Below are 21,750 nucleotides of genomic sequence, written 5' to 3' on the forward strand. Positions count from 1 at the left end.
ACCCGCGTGATCCTGCTGCTGTCCACTTCGGACACCGACCTGCTCAGCGCCCGGACCAGCGAGGCCGGTTACACGCTGGCCAACCCGGCCCGGCTCGACCTGGCCGAGCTCCCCGGCCTGCTGGCGGACGCCGACGTCGTCGTGGTCCGCATCCTGGGATCGGCGCGGACCTGGCAGGAGGGCCTGGACACGGTCCGGGCGAGCGGGAAGCACGTGGTGGTCCTGGGCGGTGAGCAGACGCCGGACGCCGAGCTGATGGCGTTGTCCACCGTGCCCGCCGGCATCGCCACCGAGGCGCACGCCTACCTCGCGCAGGGCGGGCCGGACAACCTCACCCAGCTGCACCGGTTCCTCTCCGACACGCTGCTGCTCACCGGTGACGGCTTCGAGCCGCCCGCCGAGCAGCCGGCGTGGGGTGTGCTGGAGCGCACACCGAGCCGTACCGACGGCCCCGTGGTGGCGATCCTCTACTACCGCGCCCACCACCTGTCCGGGAACACCCGGTTCGTCGAGGCGCTGGCCGAGGCGGTCGAGGACGCGGGCGGGCAGGCCCTGCCGATCTACTGCGCGTCGCTGCGCTCCCGTGAGCCGGAGATGATGGCCGAGCTGCGCAAGGCCGACGCGCTGCTGGTCACGGTGCTCGCGGCGGGCGGCACCCGGCCGTCCGAGGTGGGCGCCGGTGGCGACGACGAGGCGTGGGACGTCGCCGAGCTGGCCGCGCTGGACGTGCCGACGCTGCAGGCGCTGTGCCTGACCAGCGACCGCGCGACCTGGGAGGACAACGACGACGGCCTGTCCCCGCTGGACGCGGGCAACCAGATGGCGGTGCCGGAGTTCGACGGCCGCCTGATCACCGTGCCGTTCTCGTTCAAGGAGATCGACGACGACGGCCTGCCGCACTACGTGCCGGACCCGGAGCGCGCCGCGCGGGTCGCGGGCATCGCGCTCGCGCACGCCCGCCTGCGCCACACCCCGCCGTCGGAGCGCCGGATCGTGCTGATGCTCTCGGCGTACCCGACGAAGCACTCGCGGGTCGGCAACGCGGTGGGCCTGGACACCCCGGCCTCAGCGATCGAGCTGCTGCGCCGCATGCGCGCGCAGGGCTACGACCTCGGCGACGAGCCCTTCCCCGGCGTGGAGCCGACCGGCACCGACCAGCCGGACGGCGACGCGCTCATCCACGCGCTGATCGCCGCGGGCGGTCAGGACCCGGAGTGGCTGACCGAGGAGCAGCTGTCCGGCAACCCGATCCGAGTGCCGGCCGCGCGCTACCGCGAGTGGTTCGCCGCGCTGCCGGAGGACCTGCGCGCCGAGATCGAGGAGCACTGGGGCCCGCCGCCCGGCGACCTGTACGTGGACCGCTCGTCCAATCCGGACGGTGACATCGTGCTGGCCTCGCTGCGGGCCGGGAACGTCATGCTGATGATCCAGCCGCCACGCGGGTTCGGCGAGAACCCGGTGGCGATCTACCACAACCCGGACCTGCCGCCGAGCCACCACTACCTCGCCTGCTACCGGTGGATCGAGGAGGAGTTCGGCGCGCACGCGGTGGTCCACCTGGGCAAGCACGGGTCGCTGGAGTGGCTGCCGGGCAAGAACGCCGGGCTGTCCGCGGCGTGCGGCCCGGACGCGGTGCTGGGCAACCTGCCGCTGATCTACCCGTTCCTGATCAACGACCCGGGCGAGGGCGCGCAGGCGAAGCGGCGTGCGCACGCCACGATCGTCGACCACCTGATCCCGCCGATGGCGCGCGCGGAGAGCTACGGCGACCTGGCCCGGCTGGAGCAGCTGCTCGACGAGCACGCGAACATCGCGGCGATGGACCCGGCGAAGCTGCCCGCGATCCGCCAGCAGATCTGGACGCTGATCCAGGCCGCCAAGCTGGACCACGACCTCGGCGTGGCGGAGCGGCCGCACGACGCCGAGTTCGACGACTTCCTGCTGCACATCGACGGCTGGCTGTGCGAGGTCAAGGACGCGCAGATCCGCGACGGGCTGCACATCCTCGGCGCCGCGCCGGCCGGTGAGGCGCGGGTGAACCTGGTGCTGGCCATGCTGCGGGCGCAGCAGATGTGGGGCGGCCAGGCGGGTGCGGTGCCCGGCCTGCGGTCCGTGCTGGGGCTCACCGACGGCGCGCCGACGTCCGAAGTGGACGCCATCGAGGCGTCGGCTCGTGCCCTGGTCGAAGCGATGGAGAAGCGGGACTGGGCGCCGTCGGCGGTCGCGGAGGTGGCTCCCGATCCGGAGGTCGCGCGGGTGCTGACGTTCGCGGCCACCGAGATCGTGCCGCGGCTGGCCGGGACGTCGGCGGAGATCGATTCGGTGCTGCACGCCCTGGACGGCGGGTACATCGCCGCCGGGCCGAGCGGTTCGCCGCTGCGCGGACTGGTCAACGTGCTGCCGACCGGCCGCAACTTCTACACGGTGGACCCGAAGGCGATCCCGAGCCGCCTGGCGTGGGAGACCGGGCAGGCGCTGGCGGAGTCGCTGCTGCGCCGCTACCGCGAGGACACCGGCGACTGGCCGAAGTCGGTCGGCCTGTCGGTGTGGGGCACGTCGGCGATGCGGACCTCGGGTGACGACGCGGCGGAAGTGCTGGCGCTGCTGGGTGTGCAGCCGGTGTGGGACGACGCGTCCCGCCGGGTGACCGGGCTGGAGCCGATCCCGCTCGCCGAACTCGGCCGCCCGCGCATCGACGTGACCGTGCGGATCAGCGGGTTCTTCCGGGACGCGTTCCCGCACGTGGTGGCCCTGCTGGACGACGCGGTGCGGCTGGCGGCGTCGCTGGACGAACCCGCGTCGGACAACTTCGTGCGCGCGCACGTGCAGGCCGATTTGGAGTCGCACGGTGATGAGCGCCGGGCCACGACGCGGATCTTCGGCTCCAAGCCGGGCGCGTACGGCGCGGGAATCCTGCCGCTGCTGGACTCGGGCAACTGGCGGGACGACGCCGACCTGGCCGAGGTGTACGCGACCTGGGGCGGCTACGCCTACGGGCGGGGCCTGGACGGCGTCGAGGCGCGGCCGGACATGGAGAGCGCGTACCGGCGCATCGAGGTGGCGGCGAAGAACACCGACACGCGTGAGCACGACATCGCCGACTCGGACGACTACTTCCAGTACCACGGCGGCATGATCGCGTTCACACGCGCGCTGACCGGCAAGGCTCCCGCGTCGTACGTGGGCGATTCGACGAGCCCGGACGCGGTGCGAACGCGGTCGCTGTCCGAGGAGACGGCCCGCGTGTTCCGCGCCAGGGTGGTCAACCCGCGCTGGATCGCGGCGATGCGCAAGCACGGCTACAAGGGCGCGTTCGAGCTCGCGGCCACGGTGGACTACCTGTTCGGCTTCGACGCCACCGCCGGGGTCGTGCAGGACTGGATGTACGAAAAGCTGTCCCAGTCGTACGTCCTCGACCAGCAGAACCAGGAGTTCCTCGCGAAGGCCAACCCGTGGGCGCTGCGCGGCATCATCGAGCGGCTCACCGAGGCCGCCGACCGCGGCCTGTGGGCGGAGCCGGACCCGGAGCTGCTGGGGCAGTTGCGCGAGGTGTACCTGCGGACCGAAGGTGCGCTGGAGGGCGAGTGACCGGGGTGGACCTGAACGCGGATCTCGGTGAGGGGTTCGGGATCTGGCACCTCACCGAAGACGACGCGCTGCTGGAGATCGTGTCCAGCGCGAACGTGGCGTGTGGTTTCCACGCGGGGGACCCGAGCGTGCTGCGGCGCGTGACGGCTTCCGCGGCCGCGCGGGGCGTGACTGTCGGGGCGCAGGTGGCGTACCGGGATCTGGCCGGTTTCGGGCGGCGGTTCATGGACGTGCCGCCGGACGAGCTGGCGAACGACGTGCTGTACCAGATCGGCGCGCTCGACGCGTTCGCTCGGGTGGCCGGCACGCGGGTGGCGTACGTGAAGCCGCACGGTGCGCTGTACAACGCGATCGTGCACCACGCGGAGCAGGCCGCGGCGGTGGTCGAGGCGGTGCGGATGTTCGACCCGTCGCTGCCGGTGCTGGGGTTGCCGGGTTCGGAGTGGTTGCGGCAGGCGGAAAAGGCGGGCCTGCGCCCGGTGCGCGAGGCGTTCGCCGACCGGGCCTACACGCCGTCCGGAACGCTGGTCTCGCGCCGCGAGCCGGGCGCGGTGATCCACGACGCCGACGAGGTGGTCCGGCGATGCGTGCGGATGGCGACCGAGGGTGTGATCACGGCGATCGACGGCTCAGAGGTGAAGGTGGAGCCCGAGTCGATCTGTCTGCACGGGGACACCCCCGGGGCGGTCGAGATCGGCCGTCAGGTACGCGCGGCCCTGCTGAACGCCGGAGTCGAAGTCCGGTCGTTCACCAGCGCAGCGGCAGGTGCGTCACCCCGTTGATGAAGTTCGACGTCAACCGCCGCACCTCGCCGTCCAGGCGCACCTCCGGCAGCATCGTCAGGAACTCCCGGAAGAACACCCGCATCTGCAACCGCCCGAAGTGCGCGCCCAGGCACAGGTGCGGGCCCTGCCCGAACGCCAGGTGGTCGTTGGGCGTGCGCGACACGTCGAACCGGTGCGGGTCCGGGAACTGCCGCTCGTCGTAGTGCGCCGACGCGAAGTACACGACCACCTTGTCCCCGGCCGCGATCCGCTGCCCGCCCAGCTCCGTGTCGACAGCGGCGGTGCGGCGGAACGTCAGCACCGGCGGGTGCCACCGCAGCATCTCCTCCACCGCCGACGGCAGCAGCGACGAGTCGGCCCGCAACCGCCGGTACTCGGCCGGGTTCTGCACCAGCGCCAGCACCCCGCCGGGCAACGCGCTGCGCACCGTGTCGTTCCCGGCGATCACCATGAGGAAGAAGAACATCCGCAACTCGGCGTCGTCCAGCGAGCGGCCGTCCACAGTGGCCTGGACCAGCGCCGTCATCAGGTCGTCCGCCGGGTCCCGCCGCTTCGCCTCGGCCAGCTCCTGCGCGTAGTCGAACATGTCGGCCAGCAGCGCGGGCGAGCGCGGGTTGAGCGGTTTGCCGTCCGGGCCGCGCACCACCTCGGCGTGCTCCGGGTCCTGGTAGCCGATGACGCGGTTGGTCCACTTCAGCAGCAACCCGCGGTCCCGCGGCGGCACCCCGATCAGGTCGGCCAGGTTGAGCAGCGGGAAGTCGTCGGTCACCTCGACCGGCAGATCGCACCGGCCGCGCGGCACCACCGCCCCGATCAACGCGCGGGCCCGCTCGGCGATCTGCTCCGCCGAGCGTTCCAGCCGCCGCCGCGTGAACACCGCGGCCACGATGCGCCGCAACCGGTTGTGCTCCGGTGGGTCCATGTTGAGGATCATGCGCCGGATGAACGTGAGGTCGTCCGGCTCGGGGTCGCGGATCTGCGTCGCCCCGAGCCAGGACGAGAACACCTCCGGCGTCCGCAGCACGTGCTTCACGTCGGCGTACCGCGTCACCGCCCAGTAGCCGGGCCCGGACGGCCAGTCCAGCACCTCGTGTTCCTCTTGCCACGCGACCGGTTCGCTGTCGCGCAGGCGGCGCAGCTCGTCGTGCGGCACGCCGCGGGCGAACACCCTCGGGTCGAAGACGTCCACATCGGACATCAGTGCTCGTCCAGGAACACTTCGATCATGTTGGCCACGGTCACCGGCACCTCGTCGGCCGCGTAGTGCCCGGCGTCGGGCAGCACCTCCAGCTCCAGCTTCGGGTACCACTGCCCGAACGTCGCCAGCATGACCTCTTCGCTCAGCGCCGGGTCGTGCTCGCCGACGACCACCTTGATCGGCGCCTCGTTGCCCGCGATCCGCTCCGAGAAGTCGGTCTTCGCCCACGCCTCCAGGTAGGCGCCGAACGCGGCCTTGTCGGAGTTCTCCAGCGAGTGCAGGACCATGCCGTCGAGCCACGAGTCGGGGTGGCGGCCGCCGGTGGTGAAGTCGATGATCGCGCGGCGGCTCGACGGGTCCTCGGCCGCGCTGCTGAACAGGCCCCAGGTGTCGGCGTCCATCGGCACCCCGCTCGCGGGCACCGGGGAGATCCCGAACAGCGACCGGACTCGCTCGGGCGCCTCGGCGAGGATGTACTGCATGACGCTGCCGCCCATCGAGTGCCCGACCAGGGAGAACCGGTCGATGCCCAGTTCGTCGGCGAGCAGCAGCACGTCCCCGGCCGCCTCCGCGATGGTGTGCGTGCCCGCCTCGTCCTTGCGCGTGCCGTAGCCGCGGTAGTCGGGGAAGTAGTAGCTGAACCGCTCGGCGTCGAGGTGCGGGGTGAGCTCCTCCCACGCCTTCGACGACCCGAACCAGCCGTGCAGCACGAGAACGACGTGCTCGCCGGTGCCGACCCGCTCCATCTGCGCCCTCCAAGTCCTCGCTGACCCGTGCAGTTGGGAGCTTGGCACAGTCGCGGCGGGTTGGCACGGACCAGCAGAATGATCTCGTGAACTCCCTGCTCACCCGGCTGCCCGAGTGGCTGACGACGGTCCCCTACGACGGCTCCCGGATCCCCGGCGCGCCCGGCGACCCGGCGGCGGGCGCGAACTGCCAGGTCTACGCCTACGCGGTGCTCCGCCACTTCGGGCTCGCCGCGCCGGACCTGCGGTCACGGGAACTGTGGCACGACACGGCCTCGACCAGCCCGGTGACCGAGCCGGCGCCGCTGGACCTGGCGCTGTTCAACCGGACCGCGGACCCGTTCGGCGCACACCTGGGCGTCTGGACGGACGACGACCGCGTCCTGCACCTCTGCGCGGAGATCGGCACGCCGGCGGTGTGGACGCTGACGCAGTTCGCGGCCCGCGAGCGCTACCGCACGCTGATCGGCTTCAAACGCTGCCACCCCGCCGGCTGACTGAACTCGCCGACCCACCGCTGCCCGGCTCCGGGAGCCCCTCGATGCGCGGACCCTCGCCGGGGTAGCGGTTGGGCGTTTCGCCTCGTCCGCCATCCCTCCAGCGCAACGGGGGTCGCCGACCGCGGACTACACCGACCGGTGGAACGTGAACGGCCACTGCGCCACCGGCCGCGCCACCAGTTCCGCCGGCGGCTCCGGCAGCCGCGCCTTGCCACGCGCGATCACCACCACCCGGTCCTGCCCGCCGAGGTAGACGTCGGCGGGCCCGGGCACGTTCTCGACGACCCAGCGCGCCAGCGCGTCTCGCCCACCGGGCACCGCGCGCACCTCCCACATCAGCGTGTCCGCCATCAGCGCACCCGCAGCGGCGGCACGGCGGGCACCTCGGGCGCGTTGTCGATGTCCGCCTGGGTCATCCGGAACTCCTCCGGGTAGTGCTCCCGGCTCGTGCGCCGCGGCGGCTCCGTCGTCCGCCACGTGTAGAGGCACCGCCGGCACTGCAGCACCTCCCACACCCCGGCGACCGGCGAGTCCGCCAGTTTCTCCTCGACCTCGAACTCACAACGTGGGCACATCGGATTCTCCTTACCGCGCCAGCATTCCCTGCAACTTGGTCAGCCAGGCAGCGGCCTCGGGCAGGTCGCGCACGGGCTGGCTGTAGTGACCGCGGTCGTCGGGCGCCACCGGGGTGGTCGCGTCGATGATCATCTTGTTCGTGATGCCGGCGGGCTGCGAACCGGGGTCCAGCTCCAGCACCGGCAGGTTCGGGATGTTCACCAGGTCGCCCGCCGGGTTGACCTTTGTGGACAGCGCCCACATCACCTGCGGCAGGTTGAACGGGTCGACGTCCTCGTCGACCATGATCACCGTCTTGACGTACCCGAGCCCGTGCGGCGTGGTCATCGCCCGCATCCCGACGGCCTTCGCGAACCCGCCGTAGCGCTTCTTCGTCGAGATGATCGCCAGCAGCCCGTGCGTGTACATGGCGTTGACCGCCTGCACCTCCGGGAAGGCCTCCTTGAGCTGCTGGTAGATCGGCACGCAGGTGTTCGCCGCCATCAGAAAGTCGATCTCGGTCCACGGCATGCCGAGGTACAGCGACTCGAACACCGGGTTCGTCCGGTGGTGAATGCGGTCGATTCGCACCACCGTCATGTTCCGGCCGCCCGAGTAGTGGCCGGTGAACTCGCCGAACGGCCCCTCGATCTCGCGCTTGCGGCCCTCGATGACGCCTTCCAGGACCACCTCCGAGCCCCACGGCACGTCGAGCCCGGTCAGCGGCGCGGTCGCGATCGGGGCAGGCGCGCCGCGCAGGGCGCCGGCCATCTCGTACTCGCTCTGGTCGTAGGCCATCGGGGTGGCCGCGACGATCGAGATCACCGGCTCGTTGCCCAGCGCGATCGCGACCGGCAGGTCCTCGCCGTTCTCCTCGGCCTTGGCCAGGTGCAGCGCGATGTCGTGCATCGGCACCGGCTGGAGCCCCAGCTTGGCGCGGCCCTTGACCTGCATCCGGTACACCCCGACGTTCTGCTTGCCGAAGTGGTCCGGATCGGCCGGATCGCGGGACACGACCGCGGCCTTGTCCAGGTAGAAGCCGCCGTCGCCGTCGTTGAGCCGGAACAGCGGCAGCACCCGGAACAGGTCGACGTCGTCACCTTCCAGCACGTTCTCCGCCCACGGCGGGTTCGCGCGCCGCTCCGGCGGCACCGGGAAATCCTCCCAGCGCCGGATGAACTCGGCGACCTGGTCCTTGATCCCGGTCTGCGGCGGCAGTCCCATCGCGAGCGCGTGGTTGGCCCAGGAGCCGTGCACGTTGAGCGCGATCCGGGCGTCGGTGAAGCCGGTGACGTTGTCGAAGTACAGCGCGGGCGCCTTGTCGCCGAGGCGCGGGGCGGCGTTGGCGGCGGCGCCGAGGTCGGGTTCGGGCGCGACCTCCTCGGTGATCCGCAGCAGCTGCCCGTGTTCGTCCAAAGTGTCCAGGAACGAGCGGAAGTCGTCGTAGGGCACGGGTTTCCTCCTATCGGTGCAGGCCGGACCAGCGGCGGGCGCGGGGCGCGGGCAGGTCGAACTGGTCCAGCACGCGGGCGACGACGTGGTCAACGATGTCGTCCACGGAGTCCGGGTGGTTGTAGAAGGCGGGCATCGGCGGCACGACGCGCACGCCCATCCGCGCCAGCGCGAGCAGGTTCTCCAGGTGGATCTCGCTCAGCGGCGTCTCGCGCGGCACCAGGACGAGCTGGCGGCGTTCCTTGAGCACGACGTCGGCCGCGCGGCCGACCAGCCCGTCGGCGTACCCGGCGCGGATCCCGGCGACGGTCTTCATGCTGCACGGGACGACGACCATGCCGTCGGTGCGGAACGAGCCGGACGAGATCGGCGCGGCCTGGTCCCCCGCGCCGTGCACGACGTCGGCGAGCTTGCCGACTTCCCGTGCGCTGTAAGGGGTTTCCAGCTCGATGGTGGTGCGCGCCCAGCGGGAGAGCACCAGGTGCGTCTCGACGTCGGGCAGGTCGCGGAGCGCTTCGAGCAGCCGGACGCCGAAGGGTGCGCCCGTCGCCCCGGTCATGCCGACGATCAGCCGCATCGCGCCTCCCTATTAGTTCGTATACGAACCTTTCGTACGCACACTAACATGCCTTCATGACCGTTGTCGACGAAGCCGTGTTCCACGTCATGCGTCGCGCCCTGCAGGAACACGGCGCGCGCTGGCAGGCGGAGCTGCCCGCGCTGACGAAGCCGCAGTACGCGGTCCTGAAGGCGATCGCCGAGGGCGACGACGTGGACCAGGCGAGCGCGGGCCAGCAGGCGGCGATCGACAAGGCGACGCTGGCGAACCTGATGCTGCGACTGGAACAGCGCGGCCTGATCACGCGCACGATCGGCACCGATCGGCGCCGCCGCATCCTGCGACTGACCAGCGCGGGCGAAGCCGCCCTGCGCGAGGCCGACCCGGTCGCGCGCGAGGTGGACGAGTCGATGCTGAGCCGGCTGAGCGCCGCGGAGCGGGCCGAACTGCACCGGCTCCTGCTGAAGCTCAGCCCGCCGCCGGCGTGACCGTCGCCCGCCTCGTCGTCAGCGCGCCGCTGCCCCGTCCGACGCCGGCGAGGCCACCGCCGAAGCACCCGCCACGAGGAGGACCACTCCGCACACCGCGCCGGCCAGCGACACGGCGGCGAACAGCGCGCTCACGGCACCGTTGTTGCTCAGCGCGATGTGCGTCGGCCCGGAGGTGACCGCCACCCCGGTGCCTGCCCAGGCCACCGCGACCCGCGGCAGCACGCGGCCCGAACCCCGGCGCCGCACCAGGCTCAGCACCGCGACGGCGCCCCCGGCGACCAGCAGGCCTTGCGCGAGCAGGAAGGACTTCTGCCCGGCCGTGTCGAACCCGGCCGGCCCGCCCCAGCGCGCCCCGGACACCGACCACGCGAGCAGCATCGCCGCGTAACCGAGAACGACCACCGCAGCCGGTGTCACGAGCGGGCCGGGCCGCCGCGGGGCCAGCTCCGGCACCCGGATCCGGAACACCACCGGCCACCGGTCCCGCGCGTAGCCGACGAACGCGGCCAGCAACCCGACGGCCTGCGCCACGAACCCGCCGTACACCACGGCGTAGACCCAGCCCTGCAGCCCGTTGTCCGCCGGCGCCGGGGAACCACCCAGCACCACCTGCGCGACCAGCCCCACCGGCAGGCCGAGCGCGATCGGCGCGAGCAGTCCCGTCGCCGCCCAGACCGGTCCCAGCGCCAGCACCCGCGGCAGCCGCCTGCCCCACGGGAAGGTCAGCGCGAGCACGAGCGCGATGGCCGCCAGCTCCATCAGCCCGGTGATCACGTCCCCCACCAGGTGCCGCGCGTCCAGCAGTTCCGCGGCTCCGGCGGCGGTGGCGGCACCGGCGCTGCTCCCGGACAGCCACATCACCTTCAGCGCGAGGTACGGCACGCAGGCCGCGATCGTCGCGCAACAGATCCCCAGCCGGACCGGCCCCGGCCCGCTCCGCCGCACGTCGACGGCCCCCATCGTCACCATGACCGGGAACGTATCGGCGCGGAACTGAGATCGCGCTGAGGCCGCTCAGGGGCACTCCTCCTCCGCGTCGTTCTGCCACAGCATCGCCGCGTGCAGGGCCGCGATCAGCCGTTCGTCGTCGGCCACGCTCGGCTCGCTGCCCAGCGGGATCCAGCGCTGGCACACCTCGCGGCCGTCCTCGTACCCGGTCAGCAGCATCCCCGGGTACGACAACGTCACCGGCTCGCCGTCCGGCCCGTCCACGTCGACCCGCCGGAGGTGCATCGCCACCCGCACCTGCCGCTTCCCGCCCATCCGCACCTGCCCACCTCGACCCCGGTATCCCGAGGTCGCGGCCGGGCCCGCGTTGGTTACCGCGCCGATCCTCCCGATTCGGCAACGGCGGGCACCCCTTCCGTGCCGCGCCCGGTCGGCGCAGGCAGAATTGGCCCCCGCAACCGCGAGCAGGGAGTGATCAGCATCGTGACAGTGGCCGTGCAGTCGATCGAGCAGAAGATCGCCGAGGAGCTCGGCGTCCGCGAAGGGCAGGTCAAGGCCGCCGTGGACCTGCTCGACGGCGGGGCGACCGTGCCGTTCATCGCGCGGTACCGCAAGGAGGTGACCGGCGCGCTGGACGACGCCCAGCTGCGCACGCTGGAGGACCGGCTGCGTTACCTGCGGGAGCTCGACGAGCGCCGGGCCGCGATCCTCGAATCGATCGACAGCCAGGGCAAGCTCACCGAGGAGCTGGCCGAGGCGATCCGCGCCGCGGACACCAAAGCCCGGCTGGAGGACATCTACCTCCCCTACAAGCCGAAGCGGCGCACGAAGGCGCAGATCGCCCGCGAGGCCGGCCTGGAGCCGCTGGCCGACGGCCTGTTGAACGACCCGAACACCGACCCGCAGGCCGCCGCGGCCGTGTTCGTCGACCCCGAGAAGGGCGTCGCGGACGCGCAGGCCGCGCTGGACGGGGCTCGCGCGATCCTGGTCGAGCGCTTCGGCGAGGACGCCGACCTGATCGGCGAGCTGCGCGAGAAGATGTGGTCGGAGGGCTACTTCTCGTCGAAGGTCCGCCAGGGCAAGGAGACCGAGGGCGCGAAGTTCGCCGACTACTTCGACTTCGCCGAGCCGTTCACGAAGATGCCCTCGCACCGGGTGCTGGCGATGCTGCGCGGCGAGAAGGAGGAGGTCCTCGACCTCACCGTCGAGCCGGAAGAACCCAGCGACGAGCCGAAGGTGGGCCCCTCGGACTACGAGCGCCGCATCGCGCAGCGCTTCGGCATCACCAACGAGGGCCGCCCGGCCGACAAGTGGCTACAGGACACCGTGCGGTGGGCCTGGCGCACCAAGATCCTCCTGCACCTCGGCATCGACCTGCGGATGCGGCTGCGCCAGAAGGCCGAGGAGGACGCGGTGAACGTGTTCGCCGCGAACCTGCGCGACCTGCTGCTGGCCGCGCCCGCAGGCACCCGCGCCACGATGGGCCTCGACCCGGGTTTCCGCACCGGCGTGAAGGTCGCCGTCGTGGACGCGACCGGCAAGGTCGTCAACACCCACACGATCTACCCACACCAGCCGCAGAACCGCTGGGACCAGTCGATCGACGAGCTGGCCAAGCTCTGCGCCGCCCACTCGGTGGACCTGATCGCGATCGGCAACGGCACCGCGTCCCGGGAGACCGACAAGCTCGCCATCGAGTTGATCAAGCGGCACCCCGAGCTGAAGCTGACCAAGGCCGTCGTTTCGGAGGCGGGCGCGTCGGTCTACTCGGCGTCCGCGTTCGCCTCGCAGGAGCTGCCCGAGCTGGACGTCTCGCTGCGCGGCGCGGTGTCGATCGCGCGTCGCCTGCAGGACCCGCTGGCCGAGCTGGTGAAAATCGACCCCAAGTCGATCGGCGTCGGGCAGTACCAGCACGACGTGTCCGAGGTGGCGCTGTCCCGCTCGCTGGACGCGGTGGTCGAGGACTGCGTGAACGCGGTCGGCGTGGACGTCAACACCGCGTCGACTCCGCTGCTGACCAGGGTCTCCGGCATCACCGCCGGCCTGGCCGAGAACATCGTCAACCACCGCGACACGCACGGCCCGTTCCGGTCGCGCTCGGCGCTGAAGGACGTCGCGCGGCTGGGCCCGAAGGCGTTCGAGCAGTGCGCCGGCTTCCTGCGGATCCGTGGCGGCGACGACCCGCTGGACTCCTCCAGCGTGCACCCGGAGGCCTACCCGGTCGTGCGGCGGATCCTGTCGAAGACCGGCATCGAGCTGCGGGAGCTGATCGGCAACGAGCGGGTGCTGCGCAAGCTGCGCCCGGAGGACTTCGTCGACGAGACCTTCGGCCTGCCGACCGTCACCGACATCCTCGCCGAGCTGGAGAAACCCGGCCGCGACCCGCGCCCGGCGTTCAAGACCGCGACGTTCGCCGAGGGTGTGGAGAAGATCGGCGACCTCAAGCCGGGCATGCGGCTGGAGGGCGTGGTGACGAACGTGGCCGCGTTCGGGGCGTTCGTCGACATCGGGGTGCACCAGGACGGCCTGGTGCACGTGTCGGCGATGTCGAAGAACTTCGTCAAGGACCCGCGTGAGGTAGTCAAGCCGGGTGACATCGTCAAGGTGAAGGTGCTCGAGGTGGACATCCCGCGCAAGCGGATCTCGCTGACCCTGCGCCTGGACGACGAGGTCGGCGGCGGCCGCGCCAAACCCGCTGGTGGCGGCGGCGGTGAGCGCCGTGGCGGGCAGCCGCGCAAGGGCGGTCAGCCGAAGCGGCGCGAGCCCGCCGGCGGCGGCGGTGCGCTGGCCGACGCACTCCGGAAGGCCGGCTACGGTCGCTAAAACGCCGTTCAGGGTTCATCATCGAGGGGTGCAGTGGGCCGACTCCCTGGCAGATCGATCCGCGCGGCGTTGGCTGCGCGGGATCGCCGGGCGGCTCGACTCCGGCTGGCAGGCGCTGGCCGGAGACCCCTCGGTGTGGCGGGCGTTCGGCAGGCACCTGGCCGCTGTCGACGACGCGGTGCGGTGCGAGCAGGACATGGTCCCGCGCCAGGAGCCGGTGAGCAGGCTCGTCCTGCTGGCCGGTCACGCGCACGACGTGTGGACCGAGGCGGCGGAGGTGGACTGGCAACCGCCCGCGGATTCCGGCGACTGGACCGACCGGGAGTGGACGGGGCTGCGCCTGCTCGCCTGCCTCCGCCTCGCGGCCGACGAGCCGCGTGGCCCGAAGCTGCCCGCGGCCGCGGAATTCGCCCGGAGCCGTCCTGCCGGAACCGGTGAACAAGTGAACAATCGGCGCGAATACTTCCGCTGAAATTAGGGAAAAAGCCGCCGAACGGCACTGGTGAATCGTTGACGGGCTTGCCTAGTATCGGATTTCCTTTTTTCCGGTCGGGGGCGATGCCGTTGGTGTTCTTCCGCATCCTGGGACCGCTCGAAGCGGAGGCCGGGGGCCGTCGCGTGCCGCTCGGCGGCCCGAAACCGCGCCTGCTGCTGGCCGCCCTGCTGCTCCAGCCCGGCGTCGTGGTGTCCGCAGACGCGCTGACGGACGTGCTGTGGCCGGGGCGCGCGCCGCGGTCCGCCGCCGCGAACCTGCGCACCTATGTGCACGGCCTGCGCCGCGTGCTCGGGGACCGCATCGAAAGCGGCCCGGGCGGATATCAGCTCCACGCCGGGCCGGACGAGCTGGACGCGACGCTCGCCGAGCGGCTCGTGGCGCGGGCGCGTGCCGAAGAGGCGCCGGTGCTGCTCGACCGGGCGGCCGCGCTGTGGCGCGGCGAGGTGCTGGAAGACCTGCCGCACCACCACACCTGGTCGTCCGCCGTCGCGCGGCTGAGCGAGCTGCGGTTGTCGGTGCAGGAGGAACGGTTGCGGTTCCACGTGTCGGCCGGGCGGCACGCCGAGGCGATCGTGGAACTGCGTGGCCTGCTGGCCGAACAGCCGTTGCGGGAGGAGCTGTGGCGGCTGCTCGTCGTCGCGCTGGGCGCGAGCGGGCGACAGGGTGAGGCGCTGGCCGCGTACGCCGAAGCCGAGCGCGTGCTGCGCACGGAGCTGGATGCCGAGCCGGGCGTGCGGCTGCGGCAGGCGGCGGCCGAACTGGACGCGCCGGCGCCGGTGTGCCAGCTGCCGCTGGACCTGCCCGACTTCACCGGCCGCGAGACGGGGCTCGCGCAGCTGACCGGCTTGCTGGACGGCGAGCACCCCGCCGTCGTGGTGTTGTCCGGGCCGCCGGGCGCGGGGAAGTCGGCGCTGGCCGTGCACGCCGCCCACGCCGTGCGCGACCGCTACCCCGACGGCCAGCTGTACGTGGACCTGCGTGGCACGTCGGACTCGCCCCGGCGACCGCTGGACGTGCTGGCCGAACTGCTGCACGCGCTCGGCGTGCCGGACGCCGGGATCCCGCGCGGGCTCGACGAACGGTCGGCGTTGCTCCGCTCGCGGCTGGTGGGACGGCGGGTGTGCGTGGTGCTCGACGACGCGGGCAGCGCCGCGCAGGTGCGGCCGCTGCTGCCCGGCGCGGGCGCGGCCGCGGTGCTGGTGACCAGCCGGGGCAGGCTGCCCGACCTCACCGTCGCCCGGCACGTCGACGTCGGCGTGCTGACGGCCGCGGAGGCCACGGAGCTGCTGGGCCGGATCGCCGGGGCCGGCCGGGTGGCGGCCGAACCCGAGGCGGCGGCCGGGATCGTCGAGGCGTGCGGCCGGTTGCCACTGGCGATCCGCATCGCCGGAGCACGGCTTTCGCACCGTCGTGAGTGGACACTCCACGCGCTTGCCGCCCGGTTGGCCGACGAGCGCCGTCGCCTGGACGAGCTGCGCGTCGGCGACCTGGCGGTGCGGGCGAGCCTCGCGCTGAGCCACGACCAGCTGCCCGGCAGCTGCGCCCGGGCGTTCCGTGCGCTGGGCGGGCTCGGGCCGCTGCCGTTCCCCGGCTGGGTGGTCGCGGCGCTGCTCGGGCGGGAGCACGCGGACGACGTGCTGGACGTGCTGGTCGACGCGCACCTGGTCGAGCTGGTCGGCGACCAGCCCCGGTACCGGCTGCACGACCTGGTGCGCTGCTACGCGCGGGAACTCGGGGAGCCGGATCCGGACGGCGTCCGCCGTGTGGTCGAGGGGTACCTCTCGCTCGCCACTGAGGCGGCGGAGCGGATGCCGGTCCGCTTCTTCGGCGCCGCGCCGGAGCCGCGGTCGGCGGACTGGTGGCGCCCGGACCAGCTGGACGATCCGGTGGCGTGGTTCGCGGGCGAGCGACCGGTGCCACTCGTCGAACTGGCGGTGGCCCACGGTCTCGACGCGCTGGCGTGGCGGCTGGCGGCGGCGTTCACCCCGTACTTCGACCTGCGCGGGCACCACGAGGACTGGCGCCGCACGCACGAACTGGCGCTGGGCGCGGCCGAGCGGGCGGGCGAGCCGCGCGGGCAGGCGCTGGTGCTGCGCAACCTCGGGCAGCTCGAGGTCTACCAGGACGACTACACCGCCGCGCGTGAGGCGTTCGAGCGGTCGGTGGCGTTGTTCCGGAGCATCGGCGACGACCAGGGCGCGGCCGTCGCGCTGGCCGGGTTGAGCACGATCCGGCGCGTCGCGGGCGAGCACGAGATGGCACTTTCGCACTGCCACGACGCGCTGGAGCTGTTCATCCGCAGCGGCGACCGGCATGGCGAGGCGGTGGTGCGGATCGCGATCGGCTCGGTGTGGCTGGCGCGGGGCTGCCACGCGACGGCCGAGCGCTGGTTCACCGACGCGCGTGAGGCGTGTGTCGAGATCGGCGACCGGCACCGCGAAGCGCACGCCCGGCACCGGATGGCGTTGCTGCACCAGCAACGCGGCAACCTCGGACGGGCCCGTGAGGAGCTGGACCGGGCGATCGCGATCTTCGGCGAGCTGGGCGACGACCACTGCGTGGGCTACGCGCACCAGAGCCTCGGGGAGCTGTGCCTGCGCAGCGGCGACCTCGCGCACGCGAAGCTCCTGCTGGTGAACTCGCTGTCGGTGCACCGGCGCGACGGCGACCGGCGGTCCGAGGCCGAAGCGGGGCAGCTGCTCGGCGAGTTGCACGAACGGCTCGGACAGGTGCGCGAGGCTCACGGCCTGTTCCGGCGATCGCTGGAGATCTGGTCGGAGCTCGGCGCCGAAGAAGCGGCGGCCGCGCTGCGGGAACGGTTGAGTCACCACCCATTGACCATGATCGCGGGCGGGTCCATCCTGGTGCCCTCCGAGAGAGCCGGGAGGCAGCCATGAGCACCTTCGTCGTGGTCGGCGGCGCCGGGCGGACCGGCCGCCGGATCGGGGAACGGCTCGCGAGCGGCGGTCACCGGGTGGTGGTGGCGAGCCGGAGTTCGGAGCCCCCGCTGGACCTGACGGCGAAACCGGACCCGGCGCTCTTCGCCGGCGCCGAGGGGGTCGTGATCGTCGCGGAGCCGCCGAAGGAGCCGGACGCGGCGGAGGCCGCGATGCACGGCGGTGTCTCGGCGATCGCGGAAATCGCGGCACGCGAGGACATCCCGGTGGTGCTGGTGTCCCAGATCTACCTGACGCGGCCGGCGGAGCACCCCGAGATGAGCGCGCGCATCGAGGCCCGCGCCAGGGGCGAGCAGGCGCTGCGGGAGAGCGGCGCGCAGTACACGATCGTGCGGCCGAGCTGGCTGCACGACCTGCCCGCCGCCGGGGTGCGCGTCGAGCAGGGCGACACCGGCGAGGGCCGGGTCTCGCGCGACGCGGTGGCCGACGCCGTCGTGGCCGCGTTGTTCGACCCGTCGGCGTCGGGCAAGACGTTCGAGCTGTACGACGACGAGGACTCGCCGCGGCCGGACTGGCCGTCGGTGTTCGCCGCGCTGCACCCCGATCAGTGACCGGGTAGCGGGTCCAGCACCTGCTTGCTGTGGTGCTGGTAGATGATCGACGTCCGGAACGTGACCATCTCCCTGCGGCTGGTGAACCGCTCGAGCAGGAACGCGTGCAGGTGGTCGATGTCCTGCGCGGTGACGTGCACGAGGAAGTCGTCGCTGCCCGCGATCGTGAAGACCGAGATGACCTCGGGCAGCTCGGCGAGCGAGCGTTCGAACGCGTCCACCACGTCCCGCGTCAGCGGCCGGATCTGCGCCGCGACGATCGCCTGCACGCCGCGGTTGAGGGCGCCGAGGTCGATGTCGGCGTGGTAGCCGCGGATCACGCCGCGCTTGCGCAGCAGGCGGATCCGTTCCAGACAGGTCGACGGCGCGATGCCGACCTTGCGCGCGATGTCCCGGTTCGACTGCCGCGCATCCTCCTGCAGAAGCCGCACGATCGCCGAATCAAGTTCATCCATGTTCGCAGCTCCGATGGTCGTGCCGAATATCGTTCGGCGGCGGCGCTTCGTGGTTGTGCATCAGCCTAGCTTTTCGCGCATGGAGCATGAAGAGGTGAAAGTCCGGCGCGGTCCCCGCTCGGGGCTGCCGGTCGTCGTCGCGATCCACTCCCGTGCGCTCGGCCCCGCGGCCGGCGGCATCCGGCTGCGCCGGTACCCGGACTGGCGGGACGGCCTGGCGGACGCGTTGCGCCTGTCCGAGGCGATGACCGACAAGAACGCGGCCGCCGGGCTGGATTTCGGCGGTGGGAAGACGGTGATCGCGCTCGGGCCGGGGACGGAGCTGACGCCGTCGCTGCGGGAGGCGGCGCTGCTCGACGTGGGCGAGCTGATCGAGTCGTTCGGGGGCACGTACTTCGGCGGCCCGGACGTCGGGACGGGTCCGGACGACATGGTGGTGGTGCGGCGCTCGACGTCGCGGGTGTTCTGCCTGCCGCCGGAGCACGGCGGGACGGGTTCGTCGAGCATCCCGACCGCACTGGGGGTGTTCGCGGCGCTGCGGGCCGGGGCGCGGCACGTGTTCGGCAGCGCCGAACTGACCGGCCGCACCGTGGTGATCAGCGGGCTGGGCTCGGTGGGCGCGCTGGTGGCGCAACACGTGGCGGCGGCGGGCGCGCGGGTGGTCGTGTCCGATGTGGACCCGGCGAAGCGCGCTTCCGGCTACGAGTGGGTGGATCCGGAGAAGGCGCTGCGCACGCCCGCGGACATCGTGGTGCCGGCCGCGGTGGGTGGCGTGCTGTCCGCTGAGCTGGTGCCCGAGCTGTCCGCGCCGCTGATCGTCGGCCCGGCGAACAACCAGCTCACGTCCGAGACGGTCGCGGACGACCTGGCCGCGCGGGGAATCGTGTGGGTGCCGGACTTCATCGCCAGCGCGGGCGGCGCGGTGTACACGCTGCTGCGCGAGGTGGAAGGCCTGCCACACGAGGAAGCGACAGCCCGAGTGGAGGCGATCGGCACCACGGTGTCCGAGGTGCTGGCTTCCGCACGGGACAAGGAAACCACCCCGCTGCGGGAAGCACGAGCCCGGGTAGCGGCCCGGCTGGCCTGACAGGCGCCCGGCTGGCGGCCCGGCTGGCCTGACACGCGCCCAGGTGGCGGGTCGGCTGGCCTGACACGCGCCCGGGTAGCGGGTCGGCTGGCCTGATGATGGCGGCGCCGATCGGTCACGTCTCGTGGCAGATCAGCGCCGCCCCACTCGTTGTCCGCCCCCCGCCCATTCACCACAACGCCAACAGCCGCCCTACCCCCGACAAACCACCACCCCCCCCTGACCAACCGCCGGCCGCTCCCTACACCACAGCACCCGTGGCGACCCTGCCCCTGGAATCGCCGCCCACCTGCCCAACCACCGGCGATTCCCATCACCACAACACCCTCAACAGGCCCCGCCCCCGGAACCGCCGCCCACCTGCCATTTCCATCACCACAACACCCGCAGCAGCCCCACCCCCCGAACTGCCGCCCACCGGCCAGTCCACATCGGACATTCACCGCGCCTCGCGCAGCCGATCGTCATAGGCCTCGCGCGCGTCGAGCAGTTCCTCCCAGTGCTCGCCGACCCAGGCGCACACGGCCTTCATCGGCTCCAGCATGCTGCGCCCCAGGGCCGTGAGCTCGTACTCGACGCGCGGCGGCGTGCCGGGGTGGCTATTGCGGCGGACGAGCCCGTCACGTTCAAGGCCGCGCAGCGATTTCGTCAGCCCTTTCGGGGTGACCCGTCGCAGGGGCACCCGCAGTTCGGAGAAGCGCCGTGGACCGTGCTCGAGGCACGCGATCACCAGCGGGGCCCACTTGTCGCCGAAGCGGATCGGCGTCAGGCCCGACGGGCAGAGCTCGTCGAACATGTCCGGTGGCAGGGGTTCGCGCATACTGCCACGGTAATCGGTATCCGAGAGGAAACCGGGACGCTGGCTACGGTCTCGCCATGAGCAGAATCGTGATTTTCGGCGCCGGCGGGCGCGCGGGACGGCAGGCGGTCGCGGAGGCCGCGCGGCGCGGGCACGAGGTGACGGCGGTGGTGCGCGACCCGGCGAAGCACCGGGCGCCAGACGGGGTCGAGCTGGTGACCGGCGACGTCACGGACGCGAATTCGGTGGCCTCGCTGGTGAAGGACCAGGACGCGGTGATCTCAGCGGCCGCGGTCTACGGGGCGGGCACCGACCCGCAAGCATTCTTCACCTCGTCGGGACGCGCACTGGCCGCGTCCGGCGCGGCGCGGGTGATCGTCGTCGGCCTGTCGTCACTGGCGCCGGACGCGGCGGGCCGGCCGCTGAAAGATGCCCCCGGTTTCCCGGCAGAGTTCCGCCCGTTCATCGCAGCGCACGCCGTCGGCCTGGACCTGTTGCGCGCCAGCGACCTGGACTGGCTCTACGTGAGCCCCGCGGGAGACTTCGACCACGAGGGCGACCGCACCGGCTCATACCGGGTGGCGGCCGCCGGCGACCCGGAGGCGCGCGTGTCCTACGCGGACTTCGCGATCGCCCTGGTGGACGAGGCATCAAACCCCCAGCACCGGCGGCAACACCTCCTGATCACCGGCGCCTGATCAAGGCACCCCAAGGCCACGCGCCGGTGGAGGCAACACCTGCCGCCACCGGTGCCCAACCACCTACGCGCCAGCCGCCACGGCAGCACCCCGCCGAGCACCGGCGCTCCCCCGGCCGCGTGCCGGCGTGGTCTCGCACCCCCGTCAGCGCGCGCCGCCACCCCAGCGCCCAACGGTCAGTGGCCCGCACCCCTTTGGCACCACCACTCCACCGACTCTCGAAGTTTGACCGCACATAACCGCTGATCAGAAGTTCTTGACCTCTAGTAATGTCGAGGTTACATTCTCGTCCGCATGGAACCTCTTGATGTTGCGGTGATCGTCGGAAGCACCCGGGACGGCCGGTTCGGCCCGGTGGTGGCGCAGTGGTTCGCCAGGCAGGCGGCCGAGCACGGCGAGTTCCGGGTCGACGTGATCGACCTGGCCGACGCGAATCTCCCAGCCGCCCTGTCCGGCCGGCCGACTCCCGAGGTGGCGGCGGTCAGCGAGCGCTTGGAGAAGGCGGACGCGTTCGTCATGGTGACACCGGAGTACAACCACAGCTACCCGGCATCGCTGAAGACTCTGCTGGACTGGCACGGCACGCAGTGGCAGGCGAAGCCGGTGGCGTTCGTGTCGTACGGCGGGTTGTCCGGCGGATTGCGTGCGGTGGAGCACCTGCGCCCCGTCTTCGCCGAGCTGCACGCGGCGACCATCCGGGAGACAGTGAGTTTCCACGGCGCCTGGAGCCAGTTCGACGACCGGGGCGAGCTGATCGACCCCGACGGCCCGACGGCAGCAGCGAAGGCGCTGCTCGACCAGCTCGCATGGTGGGCACACGCCCTGCGAGACGCACGGCGCGTCCGCCCGTACGCAAGCTGACCATGGCCGAGTCGTGACGGGGGCGGCTGGGGGTCGCCCCCGTCACGCTCACGAGAACCACCGCAGCCGGGCGGCCTTCCGGCACCCGCCGGCCCATGTCGCCACAGCTCGCCGGCACCCCCGCTCCGCCGGGCTCGACCTCGGCCCGCCGACTCGACCTCGGCCCACCGGGCTCGACCTCCGCCCACCGACCCGACCTCC

Annotated in this window: 21 protein-coding genes; 11 read left to right on the forward strand and 10 right to left on the reverse strand. The window is 72.3% G+C overall.

Annotated features, from left to right (window positions below; all coding sequences use genetic code 11):
- Positions 1-6: 6 nt before the first annotated feature.
- Together L2C96_RS10675 and L2C96_RS10680 are read left to right on the forward strand one after the other, a co-directional pair.
- Complete coding sequence (locus tag L2C96_RS10675; RefSeq protein ID WP_237336036.1) at positions 7-3,588, forward strand: cobaltochelatase subunit CobN; 3,582 nt, start codon at positions 7-9, stop codon at positions 3,586-3,588.
- Complete coding sequence (locus L2C96_RS10680) at positions 3,585-4,370, forward strand: LamB/YcsF family protein (protein WP_020421904.1); 786 nt, start codon at positions 3,585-3,587, stop codon at positions 4,368-4,370. The genes L2C96_RS10675 and L2C96_RS10680 overlap by 4 nt, the downstream gene beginning before the upstream one ends.
- Here L2C96_RS10680 and L2C96_RS10685 read toward each other — a convergent pair.
- Positions 4,336-5,571, reverse strand: coding sequence for a cytochrome P450 (locus tag L2C96_RS10685; RefSeq protein WP_237336037.1), 1,236 nt, complete (start codon positions 5,569-5,571; stop codon positions 4,336-4,338). The two genes, L2C96_RS10680 and L2C96_RS10685, sit on opposite strands and share 35 nt — an antisense overlap.
- Positions 5,571-6,317, reverse strand: a complete 747-nt coding sequence (locus L2C96_RS10690) for an alpha/beta fold hydrolase (protein ID WP_237336038.1) — start codon at positions 6,315-6,317, stop codon at positions 5,571-5,573. Before L2C96_RS10690 ends, L2C96_RS10685 begins: the two co-directional genes overlap by 1 nt.
- Before the next feature lie 86 nt (positions 6,318-6,403).
- Between L2C96_RS10690 and L2C96_RS10695 the strand changes: the two genes are divergently transcribed.
- Positions 6,404-6,814 (forward strand): hydrolase, encoded by a 411-nt coding sequence (locus L2C96_RS10695; RefSeq protein ID WP_237336039.1) that lies wholly within the window; start codon positions 6,404-6,406, stop codon positions 6,812-6,814.
- A gap of 129 nt (positions 6,815-6,943) precedes the next feature.
- On the opposite strand, the gene L2C96_RS10700 is transcribed toward L2C96_RS10695, so the two are convergent.
- From L2C96_RS10700 to L2C96_RS10715, 4 genes are read right to left on the reverse strand one after another with little or no spacing between them, the layout of a single operon-like run.
- Positions 6,944-7,168: a hypothetical protein gene (locus tag L2C96_RS10700; RefSeq protein ID WP_237336040.1), complete on the reverse strand. Its 225-nt coding sequence runs from the start codon at positions 7,166-7,168 to the stop codon at positions 6,944-6,946.
- Complete coding sequence (locus tag L2C96_RS10705) at positions 7,168-7,392, reverse strand: non-oxidative hydroxyarylic acid decarboxylases subunit D (protein WP_237336041.1); 225 nt, start codon at positions 7,390-7,392, stop codon at positions 7,168-7,170. The genes L2C96_RS10700 and L2C96_RS10705 overlap by 1 nt, the downstream gene beginning before the upstream one ends.
- A gap of 10 nt (positions 7,393-7,402) precedes the next feature.
- Entirely contained in the window at positions 7,403-8,824 is a 1,422-nt protein-coding gene (locus tag L2C96_RS10710) for a non-oxidative hydroxyarylic acid decarboxylases subunit C (protein ID WP_020421910.1), read from the reverse strand.
- Between the two features lie 10 nt (positions 8,825-8,834).
- Positions 8,835-9,401, reverse strand: a complete 567-nt coding sequence (locus L2C96_RS10715; RefSeq protein WP_020421911.1) for a non-oxidative hydroxyarylic acid decarboxylases subunit B — start codon at positions 9,399-9,401, stop codon at positions 8,835-8,837.
- A 56-nt stretch (positions 9,402-9,457) separates the two neighbouring features.
- On the opposite strand from L2C96_RS10715, the gene L2C96_RS10720 reads away from it, so the two are divergent.
- Positions 9,458-9,871, forward strand: a complete 414-nt coding sequence (locus L2C96_RS10720; RefSeq protein WP_237336042.1) for a MarR family winged helix-turn-helix transcriptional regulator — start codon at positions 9,458-9,460, stop codon at positions 9,869-9,871.
- Between the two features lie 18 nt (positions 9,872-9,889).
- On the opposite strand, the gene L2C96_RS10725 is transcribed toward L2C96_RS10720, so the two are convergent.
- Together L2C96_RS10725 and L2C96_RS10730 are read right to left on the reverse strand one after the other, a co-directional pair.
- Complete coding sequence (locus tag L2C96_RS10725) at positions 9,890-10,843, reverse strand: hypothetical protein (RefSeq protein WP_237336043.1); 954 nt, start codon at positions 10,841-10,843, stop codon at positions 9,890-9,892.
- A 45-nt stretch (positions 10,844-10,888) separates the two neighbouring features.
- Positions 10,889-11,137: a hypothetical protein gene (locus tag L2C96_RS10730; protein WP_020421914.1), complete on the reverse strand. Its 249-nt coding sequence runs from the start codon at positions 11,135-11,137 to the stop codon at positions 10,889-10,891.
- Positions 11,138-11,293: 156 nt separating this feature from the next.
- Here L2C96_RS10730 and L2C96_RS10735 point away from each other — a divergent pair, with 156 nt between their 5' ends.
- The 4 genes from L2C96_RS10735 to L2C96_RS10750 all read left to right on the forward strand — a co-directional run bounded on the left by L2C96_RS10735 (position 11,294) and on the right by L2C96_RS10750 (position 17,649).
- Complete coding sequence (locus L2C96_RS10735) at positions 11,294-13,645, forward strand: Tex family protein (protein ID WP_020421915.1); 2,352 nt, start codon at positions 11,294-11,296, stop codon at positions 13,643-13,645.
- A 28-nt stretch (positions 13,646-13,673) separates the two neighbouring features.
- Positions 13,674-14,117 (forward strand): DUF6401 family natural product biosynthesis protein, encoded by a 444-nt coding sequence (locus L2C96_RS10740; protein ID WP_237336044.1) that lies wholly within the window; start codon positions 13,674-13,676, stop codon positions 14,115-14,117.
- Positions 14,118-14,203: 86 nt separating this feature from the next.
- Positions 14,204-17,038 carry an AfsR/SARP family transcriptional regulator gene (locus L2C96_RS10745; RefSeq protein ID WP_237336045.1) on the forward strand — a complete coding sequence of 945 codons (2,835 nt, stop codon included), beginning with the start codon at positions 14,204-14,206 and terminating at the stop codon, positions 17,036-17,038.
- Positions 17,035-17,649, forward strand: a complete 615-nt coding sequence (locus tag L2C96_RS10750) for an SDR family oxidoreductase (protein ID WP_039791895.1) — start codon at positions 17,035-17,037, stop codon at positions 17,647-17,649. Before L2C96_RS10745 ends, L2C96_RS10750 begins: the two co-directional genes overlap by 4 nt.
- On the opposite strand, the gene L2C96_RS10755 is transcribed toward L2C96_RS10750, so the two are convergent.
- Positions 17,643-18,104 carry an Lrp/AsnC family transcriptional regulator gene (locus L2C96_RS10755; RefSeq protein WP_020421918.1) on the reverse strand — a complete coding sequence of 154 codons (462 nt, stop codon included), beginning with the start codon at positions 18,102-18,104 and terminating at the stop codon, positions 17,643-17,645. The two genes, L2C96_RS10750 and L2C96_RS10755, sit on opposite strands and share 7 nt — an antisense overlap.
- Before the next feature lie 79 nt (positions 18,105-18,183).
- On the opposite strand from L2C96_RS10755, the gene L2C96_RS10760 reads away from it, so the two are divergent.
- Positions 18,184-19,191: a Glu/Leu/Phe/Val dehydrogenase dimerization domain-containing protein gene (locus tag L2C96_RS10760; protein WP_237336046.1), complete on the forward strand. Its 1,008-nt coding sequence runs from the start codon at positions 18,184-18,186 to the stop codon at positions 19,189-19,191.
- Positions 19,192-19,630: 439 nt separating this feature from the next.
- Here L2C96_RS10760 and L2C96_RS10765 read toward each other — a convergent pair whose 3' ends face one another.
- Positions 19,631-20,011, reverse strand: a complete 381-nt coding sequence (locus L2C96_RS10765; protein WP_237336047.1) for a winged helix-turn-helix transcriptional regulator — start codon at positions 20,009-20,011, stop codon at positions 19,631-19,633.
- Between the two features lie 56 nt (positions 20,012-20,067).
- Here L2C96_RS10765 and L2C96_RS10770 point away from each other — a divergent pair, with 56 nt between their 5' ends.
- Both L2C96_RS10770 and L2C96_RS10775 read left to right on the forward strand, forming a co-directional pair.
- Entirely contained in the window at positions 20,068-20,688 is a 621-nt protein-coding gene (locus tag L2C96_RS10770; RefSeq protein ID WP_237336048.1) for an NAD(P)-dependent oxidoreductase, read from the forward strand.
- 294 nt (positions 20,689-20,982) lie between these two features.
- On the forward strand, positions 20,983-21,549 hold the full coding sequence (locus L2C96_RS10775) for an NADPH-dependent FMN reductase (RefSeq protein ID WP_237336049.1): 567 nt from the start codon (positions 20,983-20,985) through the stop codon (positions 21,547-21,549).
- Positions 21,550-21,750: the final 201 nt, after the last annotated feature.

This window comes from Amycolatopsis tucumanensis (genome assembly GCF_021654135.1).
Taxonomy (GTDB): Bacteria; Actinomycetota; Actinomycetes; order Mycobacteriales; family Pseudonocardiaceae; genus Amycolatopsis_E; species Amycolatopsis_E tucumanensis.